A 21,435-nucleotide genomic window follows, 5' to 3' on the forward strand; every position below is an offset into this window, starting at 1 on the left:
ATTATTCTCCTCCTCCATAATTTTTTGGTTCCGCCTCAGAGATACGTTGAGGATAGAGTTCGTTGATTTGGTTCTTCTGTTCTTCCGTCAACTCTCCGTAAGAGGTATTGAAATATTTCCTGGCTCCCTCTTCTCTCAACTCATTGTATGCCCTCACCACTTCGTTCTGCACGGCGATGTATGCCTTATAACTGGTCGTGGCGTCGTTCTGAATGGAAACCACATGAGAAGCGGTAACGGGCACAACACCTATCGGGTTCCCGAAATCCTGTTCCTCCAGTTCGGGCAAATCGGAACTGTTAGACGTATTCAAAACAAACTCTTTCACCTTATCTTTCAATGCGGGCTTTCCTCCCACACCCCTCAACTCATCCTCATTAGCGTACATCTCCACTCCTTGCTGGTTCTGCACCATGGTCTCATTTTGCGCATTTACCAAAACAATCAGCAGATTTCTGCGTTGCACGTTTACCGAGGTCTGATCTTCTGTCTGTGGTGGCGGCGGAAGCCGGCGCGCCAATCCGGAATCGACGTCCATATTCGAAACAAGCAGGAAGAAGGTCAGCAACAGGAAAGAAATGTCAGCCATTGAACTCGCGTTAAGTGCCGGAACCTTTCTTTGAGATTTTGCCATAAAATTTACCTTTCTTTAATTTGATCTCTTCAACGAGTCGATTATTTTCTCTTTTTGAACAGTGGCAAAATAACCATTGCCAATATTGTCATGGTAAACATGAAATATGCGCTGTAGAGCCACATGTCTGTCATTTTCAGCGTTGGAGGCCTATTATCATTTCCATCATAGCCGGGGATGTTCAGCAATGTGCCGTCACCGATCACATAGGTGACTATCAGCAACGCAGCCAGTCCCACAAGGATCAGAAGTCCCCCCATCGCTTTCTTGGGGCTCTCTTTCATCTGTTTGAAGAAGGCCACGATAGCAAACAATAGAAGCACAATTAGCGTAACCGCCAGGAGCACATAAGCCCAGTACAATACTATATCCGTAAACTTAGGCTGGCTCATATCGGCGGCAATTTTTTGATGCGCCGGTACCTGACCTCCCAGATAAAACAGTCCCAACACCACGAGTGAGATGACAATCCCAATCAGGAGAACCGTTCTGGAAGTTCTGTGTATTTTCGTTACAGCCATAGTTATTACAAGTTTTTGTATTTAACGTTATATTTGATTACCTGATCCAGGAAAGTGATGGAAGCATCTTCCATTTTGCCAAGGATACCTTCCATCTTGGAAAGGATGAAGTTATAAATTACCTGAAGGATAAGGGCCACGATCAAACCACCCACAGTGGTGATCAAAGCTACTTTCATACCGCCGGCAACGATCGTCGGACTCATATCCCCCGCTCTCTGGATATCATCGAATGCCCGTACCATACCCACTACCGTTCCCAAGAATCCGAGAGAGGGGGCAATCGCGATAAAGAGAGTGATCCATGAGAAGTTTCTTTCGAGCAGGCCCGCTTGTACACCACCGTAAGAAACAATGGAGCGTTCCACGGCATCGGGTCCCTGGTCCAGACGGAGCAATCCCTGATAAACAATCGAAGCAACAGGGCCTCTGGTATTACGGGCTATGTCTTTTGCGGCTTCCACGTCACCCCTGTCGAGCGCATCGCCGACTTTATTCAGAAACGGATCCGGATCCACGTCAGCCAAACTCAGATAAATGATTCTTTCGAGACAAAAAGCCAATCCCAAAATCAAAGCGATGGCAATTGTACTCATAAAACTGGCGCCACCCTCAATAAATTTCACTTTCAGCGCCTGATGAAACCCTCCTGATGTTTCCTGAACGGCAGCCTGTGTTGTCTCAACCGAAGTTGCGGCAACTTGTTCTGTCTCTCCAGCAGTATCTTGCGCCAAAAGAACCGATGACAATCCCACGGACATCATTCCGAAGATCGCTAAAATTGCAAATAACTTTTTCATTGTGTGTTCAATTTTTTGATTAATGATCTTTACTTGTTTGTTTTTAATATTTAAATTCCAGTTTTTCTGTCTATCCTTATATTTATAATGACTTTTTTCTTTTATTGGGGAGCGGAGAGAGCGGGATTCGAACCCGCGATACACTTTTGGCGTATACACGCTTTCCAGGCGTGCCTCTTCAACCACTCGAGCATCTCTCCCTAAAGAGAATGGAGATCTCTTCTGAAAGAGATTTTTCTGAAAACGGGTGCAAATTACAAAAAATATTTCATTCCCGCTCCATTCAGGAAACAAAATTACAGAATTTATCAAATATATACCACTTCTATCCCAATAATTTTAATAAAAAACCTTTTTCCCACCTCAGGTTGATATATGAGCGCCCGTTTATTCGCCCAATTTGAACAATTTACGGGCATTCCGGCTGGTGATGCGTGCGACTGACTCCTGACTCTCATTCCATATACCGGCCAGTTGGGTAATAACACGCGACAGGTAGGCTGGCTCGTTTCTCTTTCCCCTGTAAGGGACTGGTGCCAGATAAGGAGAGTCGGTTTCGAGTACCACCCGGTTGGAAGGACAATGTTTCAGCGTTTCAGACAAACCGGAGTTCCTGAAACTCACCACTCCATTGATCCCTATCAGGAAATTGTCCAACTCCAATATGGCTTCCAACTCTGCTTTTCCACCTCCAAAACTGTGAAACACACCTTTCAATGATGAGGCTCCCACCCTTCGAATGCTTCGTATCACCTCCTCGGTCGCATTCCTGAAATGGATGGAGACAGGCAAATCTTTCTCAATGCTCCACTTCAACTGTTCTTCAAAGGCATGTGTCTGAACTTCCCGCAGCGAAGTATCCCAATAGAGATCGATCCCTATCTCTCCCACGGCTGTATAATCTCCGGAGTTTAATTCCCGGTAAATAACATCCAGCTGCTTTTCCCAGTTTCCGGCCACACTGGTGGGATGAAGTCCCATCATCGGATAAAAAAAGCCGGGGTAATCCAACACGCATTGCTTGAGAGGCACGATAGAGGTTTCATCGATATTGGGCAGCAATACTTTCTCTACCCCCGCCTCTTTCGCGCGAATCACCACTTCAGAAAGATCATCCTTAAATTCTTCGACAAACAGATGAGCGTGCGTGTCAATGAGGTTCATTCCGCGATTTCCCCTTTTCTATAGTAATAAACGATACCATACTCCCTATTACGGGCAAGCCGTTTTTCGGGAGGTAAACCACTGTTGTGTTTTTCCACCTCTTCCCATATCTCAAAAATAATCTTATCCACTTTTTCCCGGTAGGCGGCCACCTCCTCCAAGACGCGGGCCGTGGCCTTCCGATGCAGTTTCTGGGTCTGGTATCCTTCTTTAAAAAGGGTGAACATGACCTTCACCTTGGCAATGGAGGGGTTATAGATGGGGACTCCACCCTGTATGGTACGTTGGTGCTCCCCGTCAATGATTCTTTGGCCCCATTCCAATAGTTGCTCGTTAGAGGTCAAATCGGGAACAACCATATTGGTTTCTTCCAATCCATACAGAGACAGCTGTGCTTCCTTAATCTCGGAGCGCATCACACACATATATAGCACCTGTATAAAATGGGAAATATACATACGGGCATTTTTCGTCTTCCCGGCGAAGGATTTCCCGGCTTTCACCTGTGTGTCGTACAACTGCTGGTAGCGGGCCAACAAATGTTCGAAATGGGTCAATACACTCCTAGCCTCGTCAAGAGTTCCCGCGGAGAACGAGAGTTCCTGAAAATCAGTATCGGCCGCTTTTTCAACTGCCGATCTCAAGGCCCTGATACGGGCACTGTCTGTATTTGGTAATCTGCGGTAGGGCATGTGACTAACGGCTATGCTTCATCGATAAGCCTCTTCTTTTTTCTTTTTTATCACTTCTCTCTGTACATCAGATTTTCCGCCAAAGTGATCAGATCCCCTTTATGATCATCGGCAATATTGATGGATGAGAGATAATCAAGCGACGCAAGATAATACTTTTCGATAAGATTTTCAACGGCAAATTTCAAATTTAATTCATCATAAATATTTTTAACAAACTTGATTTTTTCGTCGGGATCATATTCGGTGGCTGTCAACCATCTGTCCAACTCCTCCCTCTGCCTATCGTTCGCATTCTTCAACGCCCTGATGAGCAGGAAGGTTTTTTTATTGCATAAGATATCTCCCCCTATTTTCTTTCCAAAGGTCTTGGGATTGCCATATACATCCAGCAGGTCGTCCTTTAACTGAAATGCCAGCCCCATATTGATCCCGAATTCATAAAGCAAATCGGCATCCTCAGCCGGGGCTCCGGCTATGATGGCGCCGATTTTCAAGGCACAAGCGATGAGTACCGCCGTTTTCAGGCGTATCATCTCGACATATTCCTCTTCTGTCACATCGAGACGCTGTTCAAAATCCATATCGTATTGTTGTCCCTTGCATATCTCCATGGCTGTGGTTGTGAACAGCTCCAAAATGTCGGGAAGCACACCGGCAGGAACTTTGGCGATATATTTATAAGCTTCTATCACCAAAGCGTCACCTGAGAGGATCGCACTGTTTTCATTCCATTTTTTGTGCACAGTCGGATATCCGCGCCTCAAATCGGCATTGTCCATCAAATCGTCATGCACAAGGGAGAAATTATGGAATATTTCCACGGCCAACGCGGGATCTATGACCTCTTCGGCATTTTTCCCGAAAAGGTCCGCTGCCATCAATGTCAATAGGGGTCTGAGCCGCTTTCCTCCCATCGACAATATATATTCGGCGGGAGCGAAAAGTGTGCGGGGTTGACAATCTTTCAACACCTCCCTGGCCGCCTTATCGATCAGTTTCTCGAAAACAGATATTTTATGCATCATCGCGATTGACTTAAGTAAAAAAGCTGCTCTTGGGATTCAAAAGCAGCTTCTTCACCTTCACCTTTTATAATCATTTAATTCTGTAAGCGGAATACCACAGGCAGTGTAAATCGAACACGCACCGCGGAGCCGCGTTGTTTTCCGGGCTTCCATTTGGGCATCTGCTGGATTACACGGATAGCCTCCCTGTCGAGTGACGGGTCTACGCCGCGCACCACCTGCACGTCGGTGATGCTGCCATCTCTCTCAACCACGAAGTTACAGATTACACGTCCGGAGATACCATTTTCCTGCGCGATGACCGGATACCTGATATTATCACTCAGGAACTTCATCATGGCTGCGTTCCCACCGGGGAATTCCGGCTGTTCTTCCACCACTACGAAAATCTCTTCGGTCACCTCTTCCTGTTTCGGTTTAGGTGGTGGGGGTGGAATATACACATCGGTCTGTCGCTTGGTCTGGTCGTCTTCAACCTTGATCTCCATTCTGGTTTCCACTTTATCGTCTACCACCTCGATGATCTCGGGAGCTTGCGGTTCTGGTGGTGGTGGAGGAGGTGGTGGAGGCGGTTCATGACGAGTGATCTCGATTTCCTCTTCGGCCAAAACATCCTGAACAAGGACAGTCTCATCCAGTTTTCGGGTTTCGGTCGACCATTCAAAAGCGAAGAAAAGGAGGGAAACACCAAGCACCATACCCATCAGGATATATGTGCCTCGATGTCTTTCCAGATTCGCTTTCGGCGATTTTTTTACTTCATCTTTGTTCATTGTGAATCTTTTTTATCTACTGCTTGTTTTTATCACTCTGTTTAAATACAAAAATAGCTATTTTTTTATTCCGTAGCGCAATTTATAAAGAAAAATCCGAAAAAAAGAACTTTTTAATTTCTTTTATGCGATTATCACAGTTTTCGCTCCCCTGCCGGCATCATCTTTAAAAATAAGACACTATAATCGGGCCAAGGTTTAACGAAAAGCGTTTATTTTACTTTATAAATATCTTTCAGGTTTCTGCCGTATCCATCATAATCCAGCCCGTAACCGACAATAAAGTCATTGGGAATTTCCAATGCCACATAATCGATATGAAGCTTCTGCCGCAACGCGGCAGGTTTAAACAGCAAAGTAGCCACCTTCACCTCCAATGGATTATATTTCTCCAACTCCTTTTTGAGCGCCACCATGGTATTCCCGCTATCTACAATATCTTCCACAACCACCACATTACGGCCTTGGATGCTTTCATTCAGGCCTAGCACTTCTTGGATCTTGTTTGTGGTAGAGGTTCCATGATAGGAGGCAAGACGCACAAAAGTGATCTCACTGGGGATGGAGACCTGCTTCATTAACTCTCCGGCAAACATAAAAGCACCGTTGAGCACAGCCAGAAAGATCGGATCTTTTCCTCCCAGGTCGGAGTTTATACGTTCGGCAATCCGTTTTATTCCCTGTTCAATGATCTCTTGTTCAATAAACAATTCAAACTGTTTATCCTTGATGGTTATGACTTCTTTCACTATTCCGGATTTTTTTAAAGCGTCAAAATTACTACTTTTTATGATTTTACAAAAATGAAAATAGCTTTTTCAGTATTTATCATGGATAATTCCCGGATAACCGGTCCGGGAAATCAACCGATCCAATGCAATTGTCTGAAAAAATTTTCGAGGAAAACCTGACAAAGATGTCAGAGGTGAATATAAAAACTGCTTACCAAGTCGGAAAAACCTTCAGTGTATCGATGCCGGCTGTTTTCAATGATGAGCGAACTTATTTCTGTATGATCAGCCGGTCGCATCGTCAACTCAACCAGGAGCCGTTTCGGTTCGGTATCCGGCAAAGGATATACAATGGTTTTCCGTTTCATGTAAAACCTATGTTTTTCACACAAGCAGTCCAACTCATCCCCCTTGCCGTAAGGGAGGATAAGGGAGAGTGTTCCGCGGTTTTTAAGGCAGCGCCGGGCGGAAAGCAACAAATCATCCAATGTAAGCGAAACGGAATGTCTTGCTCTTGCCCGTCCTTTCTCCGGCGGCAAAAGAGAATCGGAAAAATAAGGTGGATTGGAAACAATCAGATCGAAACGTTTCGGACTATCTTGGGCAAACTGCCGGAAAGCCACCAATTCCACATCAATTCTGTCAGAAAAAGGGGAATTCCCTATGTTCTCTTTCGCCTGCTCCACCGCTTGTTCATCCACATCAATAGCCATCACCTTTGCCTGCGGATTGCGTTGTGCCACCATCAACGCAATGAGTCCGGTGCCTGTTCCCACGTCCAGCACTTCTGCCGCGTTATCCACGCCGGCCCACGCGCCAAGCAGCACGCCATCTGTTCCGACTTTCATCGCACATTGATCGTGAAAGACCGTGAATTGCTTGAACCGGAAATAAGGATTACTCATATCTCTCCAACTTTGGCACGGATTTTGATCACTATCATTCAATAGAAAACCAAAAACAAAAGTAAACATTTTTCTGTTCTGATAACAGAAACAAATACAATGATGAATCCATTCAAAAAACATATGGCCCCTGAGGAGTATCCCGAGACAAATGTAATATCTTTTATTACCAGTGACTTCGTCGACGGGAACCAGGAGATCGACGAATCCCAGCTGGAAGAGACCCTTCCCCTCCTTCCCTTACGGAACACAATTGTTTTCCCGGGAAGCACCCTGCCCATATCGGTAGGTCGGAAAAAATCGCTGGATCTGATCAGATCGCTTGGCAAGAAACAAAAGTACATCGGATTGGTATGTCAGAAAGATGCTGCTATCGACGATCCACAAGAAGGTGATCTTTATCCTGTCGGTGTGATTGCCGAAGTGATCCGTGTCATTGAATTGGGAGATAATAATCTCAGTATCATCGTACAGGCAAGGAAACGGTTCGAGTGGCAACAGATCACACAGACCGAACCCTATATGAGGGCAACCTTCAAGCTGAGGGAATATGTGAGGGCATCAAAAGATGACAAAGAATTCAAGGCAATCCTGGATTCTATCCGGGATTCCCTGCTCCATATGCTTCACATGCTGGGTGAACCTCCCCGGGAGTTGATACAGACCCTTAACAGTGAATCGTTCTCCGATATGCTGATCAGCTATAGTGGCACCAACCTGCCCATCGAAGGACATGAAAAGCAGGAACTGCTTAGCATCAACGACGAGAAAGAGCAAGCCTATCGCCTGCTGATGATCCTGAACCGCGAGTCCCAGGTGCTGGAGCTAAAAATGAATATCCAGATGAAAACCCGGGAAGATTTGAATCAACAACAGAAAGAATATTTTCTCCAGCAGCAGATTAAAACCATCCAGGAAGAACTGGGAGGAAATACCCAACAGATAGAGATTGACGAATTCAGGAAAAAAGCAAAAGAGAAAAAATGGAGCGACGAGGTGGCGAAAACATTCGAGAAAGAGGTGCAGAAGTTGGAGCGATTGAACCCGCAGTCACCGGACTATTCGGTACAGTTCGGATACCTTCAGACCATTCTCGAGCTACCGTGGGGAGTGTATACCAAAGACAATTTCAATTTGAAGAATGCCCAAAAGGTGCTCGACAAAGACCACTTCGGCATGGAAAAAGTAAAGGAGCGTATCATTGAACACCTGGCCGTGCTGAAACTCAAAGGCGACCTGAAATCTCCCATCCTCTGCCTTTATGGCCCTCCGGGTGTAGGAAAGACCTCATTGGGCAAATCCGTTGCCGAGGCGCTCAACCGCAAATACGTGCGTGTTTCGCTCGGCGGGCTGCATGATGAAGCCGAGATCCGCGGACACCGCCGCACCTATATCGGCGCTATCCCGGGCAGGATCATACAAAACATACAGAAAGCCGGCTCATCCAATCCTGTTTTCGTACTGGATGAAGTGGACAAGATAGGGAATGATTTCCGGGGCGATCCCTCCTCGGCATTGCTCGAAGTACTGGATCCGGAACAGAATTCCGCATTTCACGACAACTATCTCTCGATCGATTATGATCTGTCGAAAGTACTTTTCATTGCCACCGCAAACAACCTGAACTCCGTCCCTCAACCGCTGCTCGACCGAATGGAGTTAATCAACGTGGGTGGCTATATCACGGAAGAGAAAATCGAGATCGCCCATCGCCATCTTATACCCAAAGAACTTCAGAACCACGGTATCAAGAAAGGTGCTTTCTCCATCTCCAAGTCTGCCTTGCAGAAGATTATTGAAAATTACACAAGAGAGTCGGGTGTACGTGAACTGAACAAGAAAATCGCCAAGATCATGCGGAAAGTAGCTCGAAGAATTGCGGCGGAAGAACCTTATCCGAGAACGCTCAGGATATCCGATCTGAAAGAGTATTTAGGTGTTGAAGAATACAGCAGGGACAGCTATCAGGGCAACCAGTACGCCGGGGTAGTCACCGGATTGGCATGGACTGCCGTAGGTGGCGAGATCCTTTTTGTGGAAAGCTCACTCAGCAGGGGAAAAGGCTCCAAGCTTACCCTTACCGGAAATCTGGGTGATGTGATGAAAGAATCGGCCATGCTTGCCATGGAATATATACATTCACATGCCCAGGATTTGAATATTGATCCGGAAATTTTTGAAACCTGGAATACTCATATCCACGTACCGGAAGGTGCCATGCCCAAAGACGGACCTTCGGCAGGTATCACAATGATCACTTCACTGGCGTCCGCCTATACACAACGGAAGGTACGACCCAACCTGGCCATGACCGGCGAGATCACCCTACGAGGGAAGGTGCTCCCCGTTGGCGGGATCCGCGAAAAGATACTGGCCGCCAAACGGGCGGGTATCAAAGAGATTGTCCTTTGCAAGGAGAATAAGAAAGATATCGATGAGATCAATCCGCGATATGTGGAAGGACTCATCTTTCACTACGTAAGTGACGTGAAAGAAGTGCTGGATTTGGCGCTTATGAACGAGAAGGTGGATCAGCCGAAAAACTTTTCAATCATACAGGAGAAATCTCAAAAGTAAATCGCGATTTTCAATTTTTTGATGACATCAGCGTATCCCATTGGCATGGAGGCCTCTTCGGATACGCTGTTTTTCATCTCTCACACCGGGGAGAGCTTGAAGGAAAAGTAAACCAGATAGAACAGGAGAAACGCCACTCCCTGCCATCGGGTGATGCGGATGCCTCGTTTCATAAAGATCCATAATAACAGGCTGATCCCAATCACAAAGAGGCTGTCGATATAATTGATATCGGGCGCGCTGATCGGCTGGATGAACCCCGCCACACCCAGAATTAACAGAATATTGAGGATGTTCGACCCCACCACATTCCCTATCGCTATGTCTGCCCGCTTTTTGACGGCCGCCACCACCGAGGTGGCCAACTCCGGCATACTGGTTCCTGCCGCCACAATAGTAAGCCCTATCATTGATTCCGACATTCCCAGCCGCGCCGCAATAATCACCGCGTTCTCAACCAGCAGGTCGGAACCATATACCAAACCCAGCAACCCCACTCCAATCAACAAAATATCCAAGGTCCAGTGTTTATTTAAACGTATCCCTTCCTCCAAATGTGTCTCTTTTTCACTGTCGCTATCCTGTGTTTTCATATTTTTCTTTTTTGAAGAAACCAAAAGATATGCCATATAGGAGACAAGCATCACAATAAAGATGAAGGCCTCAACCCTCGAAATTACGGAATCGAGAAAAAACAGAAAAAACAACAACGTTGTCAATATCATCACCGGCACATCCAGTTTCAGCAACTGCCTCTTTACCGCCAACGGGTAAATTATGGCTGCCAGTCCAAGAATAAGACCTATATTGAAAAAATTCGAACCCAATACATTTCCAATTGAAAGCGCGCTTTGCCCGTGCAAAGCTGCTTTTATGCTCACCACCAATTCCGGCGCGCTGGTGCCTACTGAAACAATGGTCAGCCCGATCACCAACGGACTGATTCCGACACGCTTCGCCAACGACGACGCTCCGGAAACCAAACCTTCCGCACTAAAATACAAAATAACCAGCGAAATCAACAACCCAACAATCTCCATCATCTCACCCTGTCTTTTCCTCAATTGGGATACAGATATCGTTCTCTCATCCCGTAAATATTGTAGCGACCCATAAAAAAACCCCTTTGTGAAAAAGGGGTGTTTGTTACTTACTCTTTATTCTTCCAAGATTATTCAGCATAAAATCTGAAATCCTTGAGTAACTCCTGAAGCCGTTTCCTGGCAAAAAATATCCTGCTCTTTACAGTACCGATCGGCAATCCAAGATGTTTTGCTATCTCTTCATATTTATATCCCGACACGTGCATTGAAAAAGGCACCTTATATTCATCGGTAAAACTATTGATCGCCTTGTTGATCTCTTTGATCGTATAAGCTCCGTTAGGCGTGTCAAAACCGGAATCCTGCGGTAAATTCAGATGATACAGATTCTCTGTCTTGTCAATGATAGTCTGGCTGCGGACGATCTTACGATAATTATTCACGAAAATATTATGCATGATGGTGAAAACCCATCCTTTAAAATTGACATTCTCATAATACTTCTCCTTGTTATCCAGTACGCGGAGAGTTGTTTCCTGCAACAGATCTTTAGCTTCTTCCCTGTCGGCTGTCAATGTCAATGCGAAATTGAACATGTTGTCCTGTAGTCCTAATAACTGTTTTTCGAAAGAAATCTTTGTTTTCATAAGCGATGTGCTTTAGTTGTGTTAATTGATCGTTGTCCTTGCAAATATAAAGAGATATATTTAAAAACACTCCTTTTATGCACCCAAAAACGATTAATTAGTGTTAACAAATAAAGAATTGTCAAAAATATGCTGATAAACAGACAAATAAACATCAAAAAAATACACCTCAAACCCTCGATAACTGATAAAAAAAATTTATATCTTAAATCATTGAATAAATGATTACAATAAAATTGAAGGCGTGGATTTTTTAGACCGGCAATTTTTTGAGATGACAAACAACTATTCCATATGTTAATCGCCCGGTTTAACACAACCGGTTAATTATCGGGAAAGAAAGAAAATTACCATTCCCGGATCCTGACAATCGGACTTTATGGCATACAATTTGCATTGAAGAATGAAGAGTGAAAAGTGAAGAATGAAGAGTGAAAAGTGAAGAATGAAGAATGAAAAGTGAAGAATGAAGAGTGAAAAGTGAAGAATGAAGAGTGAAAAGTGAAGAATGAAGAATGAAAAGTGAAGAATGAAGAATGAAGAGGGAAGAGCTAATTTTTAATTCTTAATTCTTCACTCTTAATTCTTAATTTTTAATTCTTAATTTTTAATTTACAATACATATGATACAAAAAGGACAGATAGGGGTAACAACTGACAATATTTTCCCCATTATCAAGAAGTTTCTCTACAGCGATCATGAGATTTTTATCCGTGAGATCGTATCGAATGCGGTGGATGCCACACAGAAAATGAAAACCTTAGCCGATGTGGGTGATTTTAAAGGTGAGCTGGGAGATTTATCGGTACATGTCTCGATTGACAAGAAGAATAAAACGCTTACCGTATCCGACCGAGGTGTCGGGATGACCGCCGAAGAGGTGGATAAGTACATCAATCAGATAGCACTCTCCTCGGCCAACGATTTTCTGGATAAATACAAAGAAAATGCAAACGCCATTATCGGCCATTTCGGTTTAGGATTCTACTCTTCCTTTATGGTATCCAAAAAAGTGGAGATTATCACCAAATCTTATAAAGAGGATACACCAGCCGTGAAATGGTCTTGCGACGGCACGCCTGAATTCACCATGGAAGAGACTGCCAAGGAAGATCGTGGTACCGATATCATTCTCCATATAGATGAAGACAACAAGGAATTTTTAGAAAAGGATAAGATTGAATCATTACTCAAAAAATATTGCAGATTCCTTGCCGTGCCGATCGTTTTCGGAAAGAAACAGGAATGGAAAGAGGGTAAATACGTGGCTACGGAGGAAGATAATGTTGTCAATGACACCAATCCGCTATGGCGACAGAAGCCGGCGGGATTAAAAGAGGAAGATTACCTGAAATTCTACCGCGAGCTATATCCATTCTCCATAAGCGACGAGCCCATGTTCTGGATCCATTTGAACGTGGATTATCCTTTCCATCTCACCGGTATCCTCTATTTCCCGAAAATAAAGAACAACCTCGATCTGCAACGCAATAAGATACAGCTTTACAGCAACCAGGTTTTTGTGACCGACTCAGTGGAAGGCATAGTGCCTGAATTTCTCACATTGCTGCACGGTGTAATCGATTCGCCCGATATCCCGCTGAACGTCTCCCGCTCCTATCTGCAAAGCGACCAAAACGTGAAGAAAATATCGAACCACATCACCAAAAAAGTGGCCGATAAGCTGGAAGAACTGTTCAAAAAAGAGCGTGCCCGGTATGAAGAGAAGTGGGACAGTCTGAAACTGTTCATTGAATACGGAATGCTTTCCGACGAAAAATTCTGTGACAGAGCGCTCAAATTTGCCTTGTTGAAAAATATGGAGGGCAAATATTTCACTCCGGAAGAATACAAAACGCTCATCGAGTCGGCACAAACCGACAAGAATGGAAGCCTTGTCCACCTCTATGCCAACGACAGACAGGAGCAATACACCCACATCGAGGCGGCGAAAGAGAAGGGTTATGATGTGCTTCTGATGGACGGACAACTCGACACTCACTGGATGGGACTTCTGGAACAAAAATCCGACAAGACCCGGTTTGTGAGAGTGGACAGCGACACCATTGAACATATCATCGAGAAAGAAGAGACGACGAAAGTGGAATTGACCGACCCACAGAAGGAAAAGGTGTCGGAGGCGGTGAAATCACAACTCCCGGCGATGGAAAAAACGGAATTCAGCGTCGATTTCAAAGCGCTTGGAGAAACTACCCGGCCGATTCAAATCACCCAAAACGAATTCTCCAGAAGGATGAAAGAGATGGCTGCCATGCAGCAACAAATGGCGTTCTATGGTGAGATGCCCGACACATACCAGATCGTACTGAATGTGCAGCATCCGTTTGTCAAAGCACTTATCGATGAGAGTGAGCATAAAGATAAGGAAGCGCTTATCGCACAAGTGGCTTCCGACAACCGTTTAAAGCAGTTGATCGATCTGGCCCTGCTCTCCAACGGGATGCTCAAAGGGGAAGCATTGAATAACTTCGTGAAAAGAAGTTTCGAAATGATTTAATTCAGTTATCTCCATTTCATCTCGTCTCCCCCGTCCCGCATAGTCAGAGATCAATCGAGTAAAAAACCGGCAAACAACTCCTGTTTACCGGTTTTTACTTTATCTTTGCAGCAAAAAGTTGCGCAATGAACAAAGCCTACGAGGTGACCTTTTCCCCTTTTCGTTCCTTCACCCGTGAGGAGTGGAGTAAGTTGGAGGAACACCCTATGTTTCCTGTTTCCGATATTGATCTCACCAAACTGCAGGCACTCAATGAGCCACTTACCATCGCAGAAGTCGAAGACATCTATATTCCTTTGATCCGGCTACTCCAGATCCATCTCACCCACTACCGCAACCTGCACAATGAGCGGGATCAGTTTTTCTCCAATAAAAGCAAACCGATCCCCTATATTATCGGTATTGCCGGAAGTGTGGCAGTCGGTAAAAGCACCACTGCCCGGGTATTACAGAAACTGCTCTCGATGACGCCTGAGCAGCCAAAAGTGGAATTGATCACCACCGACGGATTCCTCTATTCCAATGATGAGTTGCGGAAACGGGGGCTGCTGAACAAAAAAGGATTCCCCGAGAGTTATGATGCCAAACAATTGTTGGCATTCCTGGCAAGTGTGAAATCGGGACGTGACATATTGGAGATACCGGTCTATTCGCACCTCTATTATGATGTGATCAAGGGAGAGACGCAAATCATTGAACGGCCTGATATCCTTATCGTGGAAGGGATCAACGTGCTGCAAGTTTCCACCGGCAAAAAAATACGCAAGAGGGTCTTTGTCTCCGATTTCTTCGATTTCTCTATTTATGTGGACGCGAGCGAGAAAGATTTGCGGGAATGGTATATCGAACGATTTAAAAAACTACAACAGACTGCCTTTCGGGACCCGGATTCCTATTTTCATCAATATGCCTCTTATTCGGAAAAAAAATTGCTTAGATTTGCCAACCAGGTATGGGATGAGATCAACTTACCCAATCTGCTGCAAAATATTCTTCCCACCCGTTTCCGGGCCGACCTCATTCTTGAGAAGGGAGAATGTCATTTTGTCAGAGGTGTCCGTATCAGGAAAATATAAAACAACCCACCTATTAGAATCGAAAAAGATGAACCCCCGCAGAAGTCCATCTTATATCATTGTAGTGCAAATTCACGCTTCAGATCAAAATGCCGCGCGGATCTTTTCCGCGATTTCCTCGAATTCCTCTGCCGAGAGTTGCAATTTCGGATTGGCAAGGCTCATGTCACCCTCTTTTTGGATAGGAATCAGGTGAATATGCGCGTGAGGCACTTCCAGGCCGATTGCCATCATCCCTACCCTTTTACAGGAAACCGCGTTCTCTATCGCCTTTGCCACTTTTTTGGCAAAAACAGCCATATCACCCAAAAGGGTATCGTCCAGATCAAAGAGATAATCAATCTCCTGCTTGGGAATAACCAAGGTGTGCCCTTTCGACATCGGACGGATATCGAGAAAGGCGTAAAACCGGTCGTTTTCGGCGATCTTGTAAGAAGGGATCTCACCCGCGATAATTTTGCTGAAAATAGTCATCTTTTAGTGAAAATTTAAAAGTGAAAAATCAAACCGATATCTCAACCACCTCAAAGGTCATCGTGCCTGAGGGTACTTTTATTTCGGCTATATCGCCTACCTTCTTACCCATTAAACCCTGGGCGATGGGAGTATTGACCGCAATTTTACCGCTCTTCAGATCAGCTTCGCTTTCCGACACGAGCAGATAGGTCATCAACTTTTTCGTTTGTAGATTCCTGATCGTCACCTTGTTCATAATCTGCACTTCATCCGTACCAATAGCACTCTCATCGATAAGGCGGGCATTGGCGATAAGGTTTTTCAACTGGGAAATCTTCGCTTCCAGCATTCCTTGCGCCTCTTTCGCCGCGTCATATTCCGCATTTTCCGACAAGTCGCCCTTGTCTCTTGCCTCAGCAATCTGGCGAGATATCTCAGGTCTCTGCACAGATTCCAACTCTACCAGTTCTTCTTTCAATTTCCGAAGACCTTCTTCGGTCATATACGTTACAGCCATAGTCTCTTTTTTTATACTTTAAACTCGACGTAAAGAAAAAGAATTCCGGCCTTTACCACAAGACCGGAACCCTTTTTTCCATGTTCATCTTTTCACAAAAGTAATGCTTTATTCCAATTATGCAAAATTTTCAGGTATGTTTTACAACACCTTATCCAACTCGCCGCTCAACTGGGCATAGTTCTCGATCCGGGCCACAATGTCTCCCGCACGGTTCACAAGGAATGCCGTCGGTATCTGCCGCACATTATATGTGGCTAACAATGTGGAGTTAACCGATCGCGGATCCCTGACGGTAAGCCAGGGGAGGTTGGCGGCCGATGTTTTCCAGAAATGTTCATCCGAATCGAACGATATCTGATATATTTCAAACCCTCTCGATTGATAACGGGCATATAGGGTATTCAGGTCCATATTGTGCTTCGGAGAGAAATCGGCACCATACACCACAAAGTCGAGCAATACCACCTTCCCGGCAAGTGATGACAACGCCATTTTGCGTCCGTCCACTCCTGACAAGACTATATCGGGTAAACCCGCCCCCTCTTCCACCGGTATCTTCTCTAACAGCTTCGCCTGTTGTTCCTTCTGCCTCCTTGTCTTCAGCGCATTCATAGTAAACTCGTACAGATGTTTTGTTCTTTCCGTATCAGGATAATAACGGTTCCATGAAGTGGCCACGGCACCGAACATCGCATAATCCTGCCGGTCATAGGGATCAAAAATCAGATAATTTTTTATTTTTTGGAAAACCGCATAATAAGCCGTCGCACCGGCAGGATTTCCAAGGATCAACCGTGACACCTCTCTCTTATAGTCCCGCAACGCGCTATCCAGTTGTTCGATAAAAGCCATTTCATCAATTAATCCGGATTGGTGGTTCTTCTCCAACTCGTCAATCTTACGAGCCGCCGATCTGGTAAGGAGATCTACCTCTTTCATCTGGTCGTTGGTGGGCGAGTCCTCCACAGTAAAAGAATCATACCAATCCGACGTGTTGGCGCTGATACGGAGCGTCTCTGTGGAATCCACGGCAAAAGCGGCAATCCGCTTCCCAATACGTAATTGATAGAATTCCGGATTTTCCGGAGCGGATTGCTTGAAAGCAAACGCCCCGTCATTTTTCAATACCGTCGAGTCGAGTACCCTGACCCCGGCGAGTCCACGATGTTCCAGGTATAAAGTATCTCCTTCCGCAGATCCGATATTCCCTGTCACTTTAAAAGTCTTTGCCTGTTGACACGAAAAAAACACCGTGCCCATCCACAAGAGCGACAAAAATCCAGCCAATAATTTCTTCATATCTATTTAGTTATTATCCAATTGTGATTCGTATTCGGTTGTTGTTCAATTGTTGTCCAGTTGTTGCTCGTATTCGGTCATTGCTCAATTGGTGCTTGAAAATAATCCCGCAAGGGGCGGGAAATAACACGTGGTGAACAAGGCGCGAAGTGCGAACAACGGCAAAGCCGAATAACAGCGTAGCTGAATAACGCTAAGCGAATAGCGGCGTAGCTGAGAACAATAGAATTGAATTAACCTGTAACTAATTGCAAATTTACATGATTTTCTTTTGAAACAGGAAGGTTTGGAATATTTATTACCTTCAGACATCTGATAATTGTTTGAATCATTAAAGAGTCCACTTACTCAACTTACCTTGAATAAAATCTTGAATAAAATAAACTAAAAACGCCTTATAAAACGCAATAGGCACAATAATGTAGATAGAGGACAACAAATACCACCGTATAGTTAAAAATAAATAAAAAAAACGCTCTCTAACCTATCAGCGTTTTTTTGTGAATTTTCAACAAAAAAAAAGCATTGCTCTAAAAATAAAAAAGTCTTATCATTGCATTCTATTGTGACACTATACTCGACAAAATTACATAAACTCCAAGCTCGTAAATGGCGTAATTGCAAGCAAATTACCTCTCGCCAAAAGAGGTATTTCCCAATTATACTAAAATCATACAATCCGCAAGTGAGGAGTATAATCAGACTATTAAATATAAATTAAATTCACATTTGAAACAAAACTAAATCAAATTGCATTATGGAGACAAAAAAACAAACAAAAAGTAAAGGAGTTTCAGCCGGTTTAATAATCCTCGGATGTTTAGCTCTCGCAGCTATTTTCTTTTTCGGTGTATGTGGTCATCCAAGCCATTTCGACGATAAAGGTCATCCTCTGCCGGGCGACGTTTTCGGCACCCTTTATCAGGGAGGATATGTAATCCCAGTAGTTATCACATTATTATTAACGGTTATAACACTTTCCATTGAACGTTTGTTTGCATTGAACAGGGCCAGCGGTATAGAAAAGAACGAACGATTTGTCTTGAAAGTAAAACGGAAAATAGACGAAGGCGATATCAACGAAGCGACTAAACTCTGCGACGAACAGAAAGGCTCTATAGCCAATATTGTAAGGGAGGGTTTGGTACGCTATAAAGATGTGGAAGACATTCCGAACATCACCAATGCCGATAAGGCCGAACTGATCCAGAAAGAGGTCGATGAAGCCACTACGCTGGAATTGCCCTACCTTGAAAAGAACCTGAACATTATTGCAGCCATTTCTACTTTGGGCACATTATTCGGGCTTTTCGGCACAGTGCTGGGGATGATCCGGGCCTTCTCGGCCATGGGACATGAAGGCGCGCCCGACTCCACCGCTTTGGCCGTAGGTATCTCGGAAGCCTTGATGAACACGGCTTTGGGTATCGGTACCGGTGCTTTGGCTATCATCACCTACACCTATTTTTCCGGAAGAATCCAGACAATGACCAATGCCGTCGATGAGATCGGATTTGCCATCGGACAGTCATTCGTAAAACGCCATGGCGGCCTTGTGAAATAATTATGGTACTTATTCATATCAAAGAAAAACATGGCCAAAATAAAAAAACATAGCATCTTTATCGACATGACCGCCATGAGCGATGTGACGGTACTGTTGCTTACATTCTTTATGCTCACTTCCACCTTCCTGCCCCAGGAACCTGTCAGGGTCACCGCCCCGGCATCCGTAATGGAGATCAAGGTGCCGGAATACAATGTAATGAATATCCTGGTCGATTTGCAGGGAAAGATATTTTTGAACATCGATCGTCCCGAGGTGCGCATGGAAGCATTGGAAAAGATGTCTGAAGAATACGGAGTAACGCTGAATGACAGGCAAAAGAAAGTTTTCATGGAGCAGCCTTTTATTGGTGTGCCGATGAATCGTCTTCCCGCTTTTCTGGATTTACCTCTCCGGGAACAGGACGAGGCAATGCGGCAGCATGGCATCCCAAGTGACAGCATCAACAATCAGTTTATCGGCTGGATACAGAAGGCAAGAGAGATTGACAATGAAATGAAAATAACGTTGAAAGCAGATCAATCCACACCCTATCCGCTTATTGAAAGCGTGATGAAGGATCTGGTAAAGATAAAGGCGAACCGTTATAGTTTGGTAACCGTACTCAAAGGCGCACCGGAAGGGTTTTAATGAACGTTTTCATTAAGTGGAGGGCAGAGGAAATTTATTCGCTTTGCCGAACGTTCCATTGAAAATCCAGGAGCGAAGGCGACTCAAATAGTCTAAATTTATTGAATTAATTGACAGAATATGGCAAATATTGACACAGGCGGAGACGAAGTGAAGAAAGGAAAACCCAAACAGGAAACCCTGCGCGTGGATTTCACCCCTATGGTGGACATGAACATGCTGCTTATCACCTTCTTTATGCTCGTCACAACGCTATCCAAACCACAGGTAATGGACATCGCAATGCCTTCAGACCAGAAAATTGAAGACGCGCTGGCACCCAAGGTGAAAGAGTCGAGAGCAATCACCCTTTTATTAGGAGAAGACGACAAGGTCTATTATTATCTGGGTAAACTCGACGAAAGCGCTTATAGCGATTATACTGTTTTGAAGGAAACGACCTACTCTTCCAACACTTCGAATGAAGGTCTGCGGAGTATTCTTCTGGAACGAAACGCGGAAGCCGTCAACCAGATGCGAGACCTGAAACTCGAAAGGGCTGAAAAAGGTAACAGGATGTCGGAGGAAGAGTTCAATGAACGTTCCAGGGAGATAAAAGGCGATGTAGATGCCCTCACGGTGATCATCAAGCCGATGGCTAACTCCAATTATAAAAACCTGGTGGATGCCCTCGATGAGATGCAAATATGCAGTGTCGGGAAATACGCTATTGTAGATGTCACGGAAGGAGATCTTTTCCTTGTGGAGAACTATAAGGCACAGGGAGCTTATAGTTCTGTGAAATAACACCTCTCGGCCAATAAACAAAAAGATACGATATGGATAAATTTATAAACTTAAACTCTCCAGGATGGTGCGACCTGGTATTCGAGGGGAGAAACAAAAAATACGGGGCATATAAGTTGCGTCAGACTTCATCCAGAAGATACCTTGTTGCATTCCTTATAATGGTGGTTTTCACAGCTATTGTTGCTGTGCTGCCCCAATTGTACGGAGTGGTGGAGAACCTGACACAAAAGGATCTCGGTCCCATGGAACAGACGGTCGAGTTGTCGATTCTTCCGATTGAGAAGCAGGTTCCTGAGGAGATTATTAAAGAAGATATTATAAAACAGGGAGAGATTCCCCCGCCACCTCCTGCTTTGAAATCCTCCATTCAGTTCATCCCCCCGGTAATCGCGAAAGACGAAGAGGTTACCGGGAACGATTTCATGAAGACCCAGCAGGAAATACAAGCATCCACACTTCAGATATCCATCGCGGATGTCATGGGGACGGATGAGCAGCACGGAATAGATATCAGCGAGTTAAGCAGACCCAAAGTGGTAGTGGAAGAAAAGATAGAGGAGGATAAGCCGCTCGAGAATGCGGAGCAGGCACCCTCATTCCCGGGTGGAGTGGATGCACTGAACAAATTCTTATCGGAGAACATTCACTATCCGATCATTGCTCAGGAGAGTGGTATCCAGGGCAGGGTGGTCATCAAATTCGTGGTATCCAGAACTGGCGATATAATGGATGTTCAGGTTATACGCGGCGTGGATGCTTCGCTCGACAAAGAAGCAGTCCGGGTAGTGCAATCGATGCCAAGATGGATACCGGGCAAACAGAAAGGAAAAGCGGTTTCCGTCTATTTTACTCTTCCGGTTGAATTCAGGTTACACTCTTAGAAACTGTTCAACTGTTTAAGAAGGTGATTGAGCAATTCTCTATTGCTCAATCACTAAAATATAAAACAGCCAGTGTGTCTCCCAAAAGAAACAAAAGAGAGAATAATATAAAAAGTATCACAGGGTAAAAATAAAGCGAGAAACAATGAAAGGAAGAGTACAAGCCGGCAATTATAAAAGAGG

General features: G+C 44.7%; 21 protein-coding genes and 1 tRNA gene. 7 read left to right on the forward strand and 15 right to left on the reverse strand.

The features are described 5' to 3' along the window. Nucleotide 1: 1 nt before the first annotated feature. The 10 genes from D7D25_RS05050 to D7D25_RS05095 form a co-directional block, all read right to left on the reverse strand. A complete protein-coding gene (locus tag D7D25_RS05050) occupies nt 2-634 on the reverse strand; it encodes a biopolymer transporter ExbD (RefSeq protein WP_122967884.1) in 633 nt (210 codons plus the stop codon). A 41-nt stretch (nt 635-675) separates the two neighbouring features. Beyond that, a complete protein-coding gene (locus D7D25_RS05055) occupies nt 676-1,155 on the reverse strand; it encodes a hypothetical protein (protein ID WP_122967885.1) in 480 nt (159 codons plus the stop codon). 5 nt (nt 1,156-1,160) lie between these two features. Beyond that, on the reverse strand, nt 1,161-1,955 hold the full coding sequence (locus D7D25_RS05060) for a MotA/TolQ/ExbB proton channel family protein (RefSeq protein WP_122967975.1): 795 nt from the start codon (nt 1,953-1,955) through the stop codon (nt 1,161-1,163). A gap of 112 nt (nt 1,956-2,067) precedes the next feature. Then, nucleotides 2,068-2,155: transfer RNA gene (locus D7D25_RS05065), tRNA-Ser, on the reverse strand. A 187-nt stretch (nt 2,156-2,342) separates the two neighbouring features. Beyond that, entirely contained in the window at nt 2,343-3,119 is a 777-nt protein-coding gene (locus tag D7D25_RS05070; protein ID WP_122967886.1) for a TatD family hydrolase, read from the reverse strand. Continuing rightward, nucleotides 3,116-3,811 carry a hypothetical protein gene (locus D7D25_RS05075; protein ID WP_122967887.1) on the reverse strand — a complete coding sequence of 232 codons (696 nt, stop codon included), beginning with the start codon at nt 3,809-3,811 and terminating at the stop codon, nt 3,116-3,118. Before D7D25_RS05075 ends, D7D25_RS05070 begins: the two co-directional genes overlap by 4 nt. A 50-nt stretch (nt 3,812-3,861) precedes the next feature. Next, nucleotides 3,862-4,827: a polyprenyl synthetase family protein gene (locus D7D25_RS05080; protein WP_370453832.1), complete on the reverse strand. Its 966-nt coding sequence runs from the start codon at nt 4,825-4,827 to the stop codon at nt 3,862-3,864. Nucleotides 4,828-4,913: 86 nt separating this feature from the next. Further along, nucleotides 4,914-5,612 carry an energy transducer TonB gene (locus D7D25_RS05085; protein WP_122967889.1) on the reverse strand — a complete coding sequence of 233 codons (699 nt, stop codon included), beginning with the start codon at nt 5,610-5,612 and terminating at the stop codon, nt 4,914-4,916. 212 nt (nt 5,613-5,824) lie between these two features. Next, entirely contained in the window at nt 5,825-6,361 is a 537-nt protein-coding gene (gene hpt / locus D7D25_RS05090) for a hypoxanthine phosphoribosyltransferase (protein WP_122967890.1), read from the reverse strand. Between the two features lie 170 nt (nt 6,362-6,531). After that, nucleotides 6,532-7,248, reverse strand: a complete 717-nt coding sequence (locus D7D25_RS05095) for a tRNA1(Val) (adenine(37)-N6)-methyltransferase (protein WP_122967891.1) — start codon at nt 7,246-7,248, stop codon at nt 6,532-6,534. Nucleotides 7,249-7,371: 123 nt separating this feature from the next. Here D7D25_RS05095 and lon point away from each other — a divergent pair, with 123 nt between their 5' ends. Next, nucleotides 7,372-9,825, forward strand: coding sequence for an endopeptidase La (gene lon, locus D7D25_RS05100; RefSeq protein ID WP_370453833.1), 2,454 nt, complete (start codon nt 7,372-7,374; stop codon nt 9,823-9,825). Nucleotides 9,826-9,905: 80 nt separating this feature from the next. Here lon and D7D25_RS05105 read toward each other — a convergent pair whose 3' ends face one another. Both D7D25_RS05105 and D7D25_RS05110 read right to left on the reverse strand, forming a co-directional pair. Next, entirely contained in the window at nt 9,906-10,868 is a 963-nt protein-coding gene (locus D7D25_RS05105) for a calcium/sodium antiporter (RefSeq protein WP_370453831.1), read from the reverse strand. 128 nt (nt 10,869-10,996) lie between these two features. Next, nucleotides 10,997-11,515 (reverse strand): RNA polymerase sigma factor, encoded by a 519-nt coding sequence (locus D7D25_RS05110; protein ID WP_122967892.1) that lies wholly within the window; start codon nt 11,513-11,515, stop codon nt 10,997-10,999. 623 nt (nt 11,516-12,138) lie between these two features. Here D7D25_RS05110 and htpG point away from each other — a divergent pair. Both htpG and coaA read left to right on the forward strand, forming a co-directional pair. Continuing rightward, nucleotides 12,139-14,034 carry a molecular chaperone HtpG gene (htpG, locus tag D7D25_RS05115; protein ID WP_122967893.1) on the forward strand — a complete coding sequence of 632 codons (1,896 nt, stop codon included), beginning with the start codon at nt 12,139-12,141 and terminating at the stop codon, nt 14,032-14,034. Between the two features lie 125 nt (nt 14,035-14,159). Next, nucleotides 14,160-15,110 (forward strand): type I pantothenate kinase, encoded by a 951-nt coding sequence (gene coaA, locus D7D25_RS05120; protein WP_122967894.1) that lies wholly within the window; start codon nt 14,160-14,162, stop codon nt 15,108-15,110. Between the two features lie 84 nt (nt 15,111-15,194). On the opposite strand, the gene D7D25_RS05125 is transcribed toward coaA, so the two are convergent. From D7D25_RS05125 to D7D25_RS05135, 3 genes are all read right to left on the reverse strand, one after another. Continuing rightward, nucleotides 15,195-15,584, reverse strand: a complete 390-nt coding sequence (locus D7D25_RS05125; RefSeq protein WP_122967895.1) for an HIT family protein — start codon at nt 15,582-15,584, stop codon at nt 15,195-15,197. Nucleotides 15,585-15,612: 28 nt separating this feature from the next. Then, nucleotides 15,613-16,083 (reverse strand): transcription elongation factor GreA, encoded by a 471-nt coding sequence (gene greA / locus D7D25_RS05130; RefSeq protein ID WP_122967896.1) that lies wholly within the window; start codon nt 16,081-16,083, stop codon nt 15,613-15,615. A 141-nt stretch (nt 16,084-16,224) separates the two neighbouring features. Then, nucleotides 16,225-17,385, reverse strand: coding sequence for a TlpA disulfide reductase family protein (locus tag D7D25_RS05135; RefSeq protein ID WP_122967897.1), 1,161 nt, complete (start codon nt 17,383-17,385; stop codon nt 16,225-16,227). 757 nt (nt 17,386-18,142) lie between these two features. Between D7D25_RS05135 and D7D25_RS05140 the strand changes: the two genes are divergently transcribed. The 4 genes from D7D25_RS05140 (at nt 18,143) to D7D25_RS05155 (ending at nt 21,252) form a co-directional block, all read left to right on the forward strand. Beyond that, nucleotides 18,143-18,949 (forward strand): MotA/TolQ/ExbB proton channel family protein, encoded by an 807-nt coding sequence (locus tag D7D25_RS05140; protein ID WP_122967898.1) that lies wholly within the window; start codon nt 18,143-18,145, stop codon nt 18,947-18,949. Nucleotides 18,950-18,979: 30 nt separating this feature from the next. Then, entirely contained in the window at nt 18,980-19,582 is a 603-nt protein-coding gene (locus D7D25_RS05145) for a biopolymer transporter ExbD (protein ID WP_122967899.1), read from the forward strand. A 120-nt stretch (nt 19,583-19,702) separates the two neighbouring features. Then, a complete protein-coding gene (locus D7D25_RS05150; protein WP_122967900.1) occupies nt 19,703-20,368 on the forward strand; it encodes a biopolymer transporter ExbD in 666 nt (221 codons plus the stop codon). A 32-nt stretch (nt 20,369-20,400) separates the two neighbouring features. Further along, entirely contained in the window at nt 20,401-21,252 is an 852-nt protein-coding gene (locus D7D25_RS05155) for an energy transducer TonB (RefSeq protein WP_122967901.1), read from the forward strand. Nucleotides 21,253-21,435 lie beyond the last annotated feature (183 nt).

The organism is Proteiniphilum sp. X52 (assembly GCF_003712195.1).
In the GTDB taxonomy this organism is placed as follows: domain Bacteria; phylum Bacteroidota; class Bacteroidia; order Bacteroidales; family Dysgonomonadaceae; genus Proteiniphilum.

Bases quoted from the DNA above. Each gene is read 5' to 3' on its own strand.
- D7D25_RS05155 (WP_122967901.1), top strand. From the start codon at position 20,401: ATGGATAAATTTATAAACTTAAACTCTCCAGGATGGTGCGACCTGGTA.
- D7D25_RS05095 (WP_122967891.1), bottom strand. From the start codon at position 7,248: ATGAGTAATCCTTATTTCCGGTTCAAGCAATTCACGGTCTTTCACGAT.
- D7D25_RS05140 (WP_122967898.1), top strand. From the start codon at position 18,143: ATGGAGACAAAAAAACAAACAAAAAGTAAAGGAGTTTCAGCCGGTTTA.
- greA (WP_122967896.1), bottom strand. From the start codon at position 16,083: ATGGCTGTAACGTATATGACCGAAGAAGGTCTTCGGAAATTGAAAGAA.
- D7D25_RS05110 (WP_122967892.1), bottom strand. From the start codon at position 11,515: ATGAAAACAAAGATTTCTTTCGAAAAACAGTTATTAGGACTACAGGAC.
- D7D25_RS05085 (WP_122967889.1), bottom strand. From the start codon at position 5,612: ATGAACAAAGATGAAGTAAAAAAATCGCCGAAAGCGAATCTGGAAAGA.
- D7D25_RS05070 (WP_122967886.1), bottom strand. From the start codon at position 3,119: ATGAACCTCATTGACACGCACGCTCATCTGTTTGTCGAAGAATTTAAG.
- coaA (WP_122967894.1), top strand. From the start codon at position 14,160: ATGAACAAAGCCTACGAGGTGACCTTTTCCCCTTTTCGTTCCTTCACC.
- D7D25_RS05055 (WP_122967885.1), bottom strand. From the start codon at position 1,155: ATGGCTGTAACGAAAATACACAGAACTTCCAGAACGGTTCTCCTGATT.
- D7D25_RS05105 (WP_370453831.1), bottom strand. From the start codon at position 10,868: ATGATGGAGATTGTTGGGTTGTTGATTTCGCTGGTTATTTTGTATTTT.
- lon (WP_370453833.1), top strand. From the start codon at position 7,372: ATGGCCCCTGAGGAGTATCCCGAGACAAATGTAATATCTTTTATTACC.
- D7D25_RS05050 (WP_122967884.1), bottom strand. From the start codon at position 634: ATGGCAAAATCTCAAAGAAAGGTTCCGGCACTTAACGCGAGTTCAATG.
- D7D25_RS05125 (WP_122967895.1), bottom strand. From the start codon at position 15,584: ATGACTATTTTCAGCAAAATTATCGCGGGTGAGATCCCTTCTTACAAG.
- D7D25_RS05145 (WP_122967899.1), top strand. From the start codon at position 18,980: ATGGCCAAAATAAAAAAACATAGCATCTTTATCGACATGACCGCCATG.
- D7D25_RS05075 (WP_122967887.1), bottom strand. From the start codon at position 3,811: ATGCCCTACCGCAGATTACCAAATACAGACAGTGCCCGTATCAGGGCC.
- D7D25_RS05135 (WP_122967897.1), bottom strand. From the start codon at position 17,385: ATGAAGAAATTATTGGCTGGATTTTTGTCGCTCTTGTGGATGGGCACG.
- D7D25_RS05060 (WP_122967975.1), bottom strand. From the start codon at position 1,955: ATGAAAAAGTTATTTGCAATTTTAGCGATCTTCGGAATGATGTCCGTG.
- htpG (WP_122967893.1), top strand. From the start codon at position 12,139: ATGATACAAAAAGGACAGATAGGGGTAACAACTGACAATATTTTCCCC.
- D7D25_RS05150 (WP_122967900.1), top strand. From the start codon at position 19,703: ATGGCAAATATTGACACAGGCGGAGACGAAGTGAAGAAAGGAAAACCC.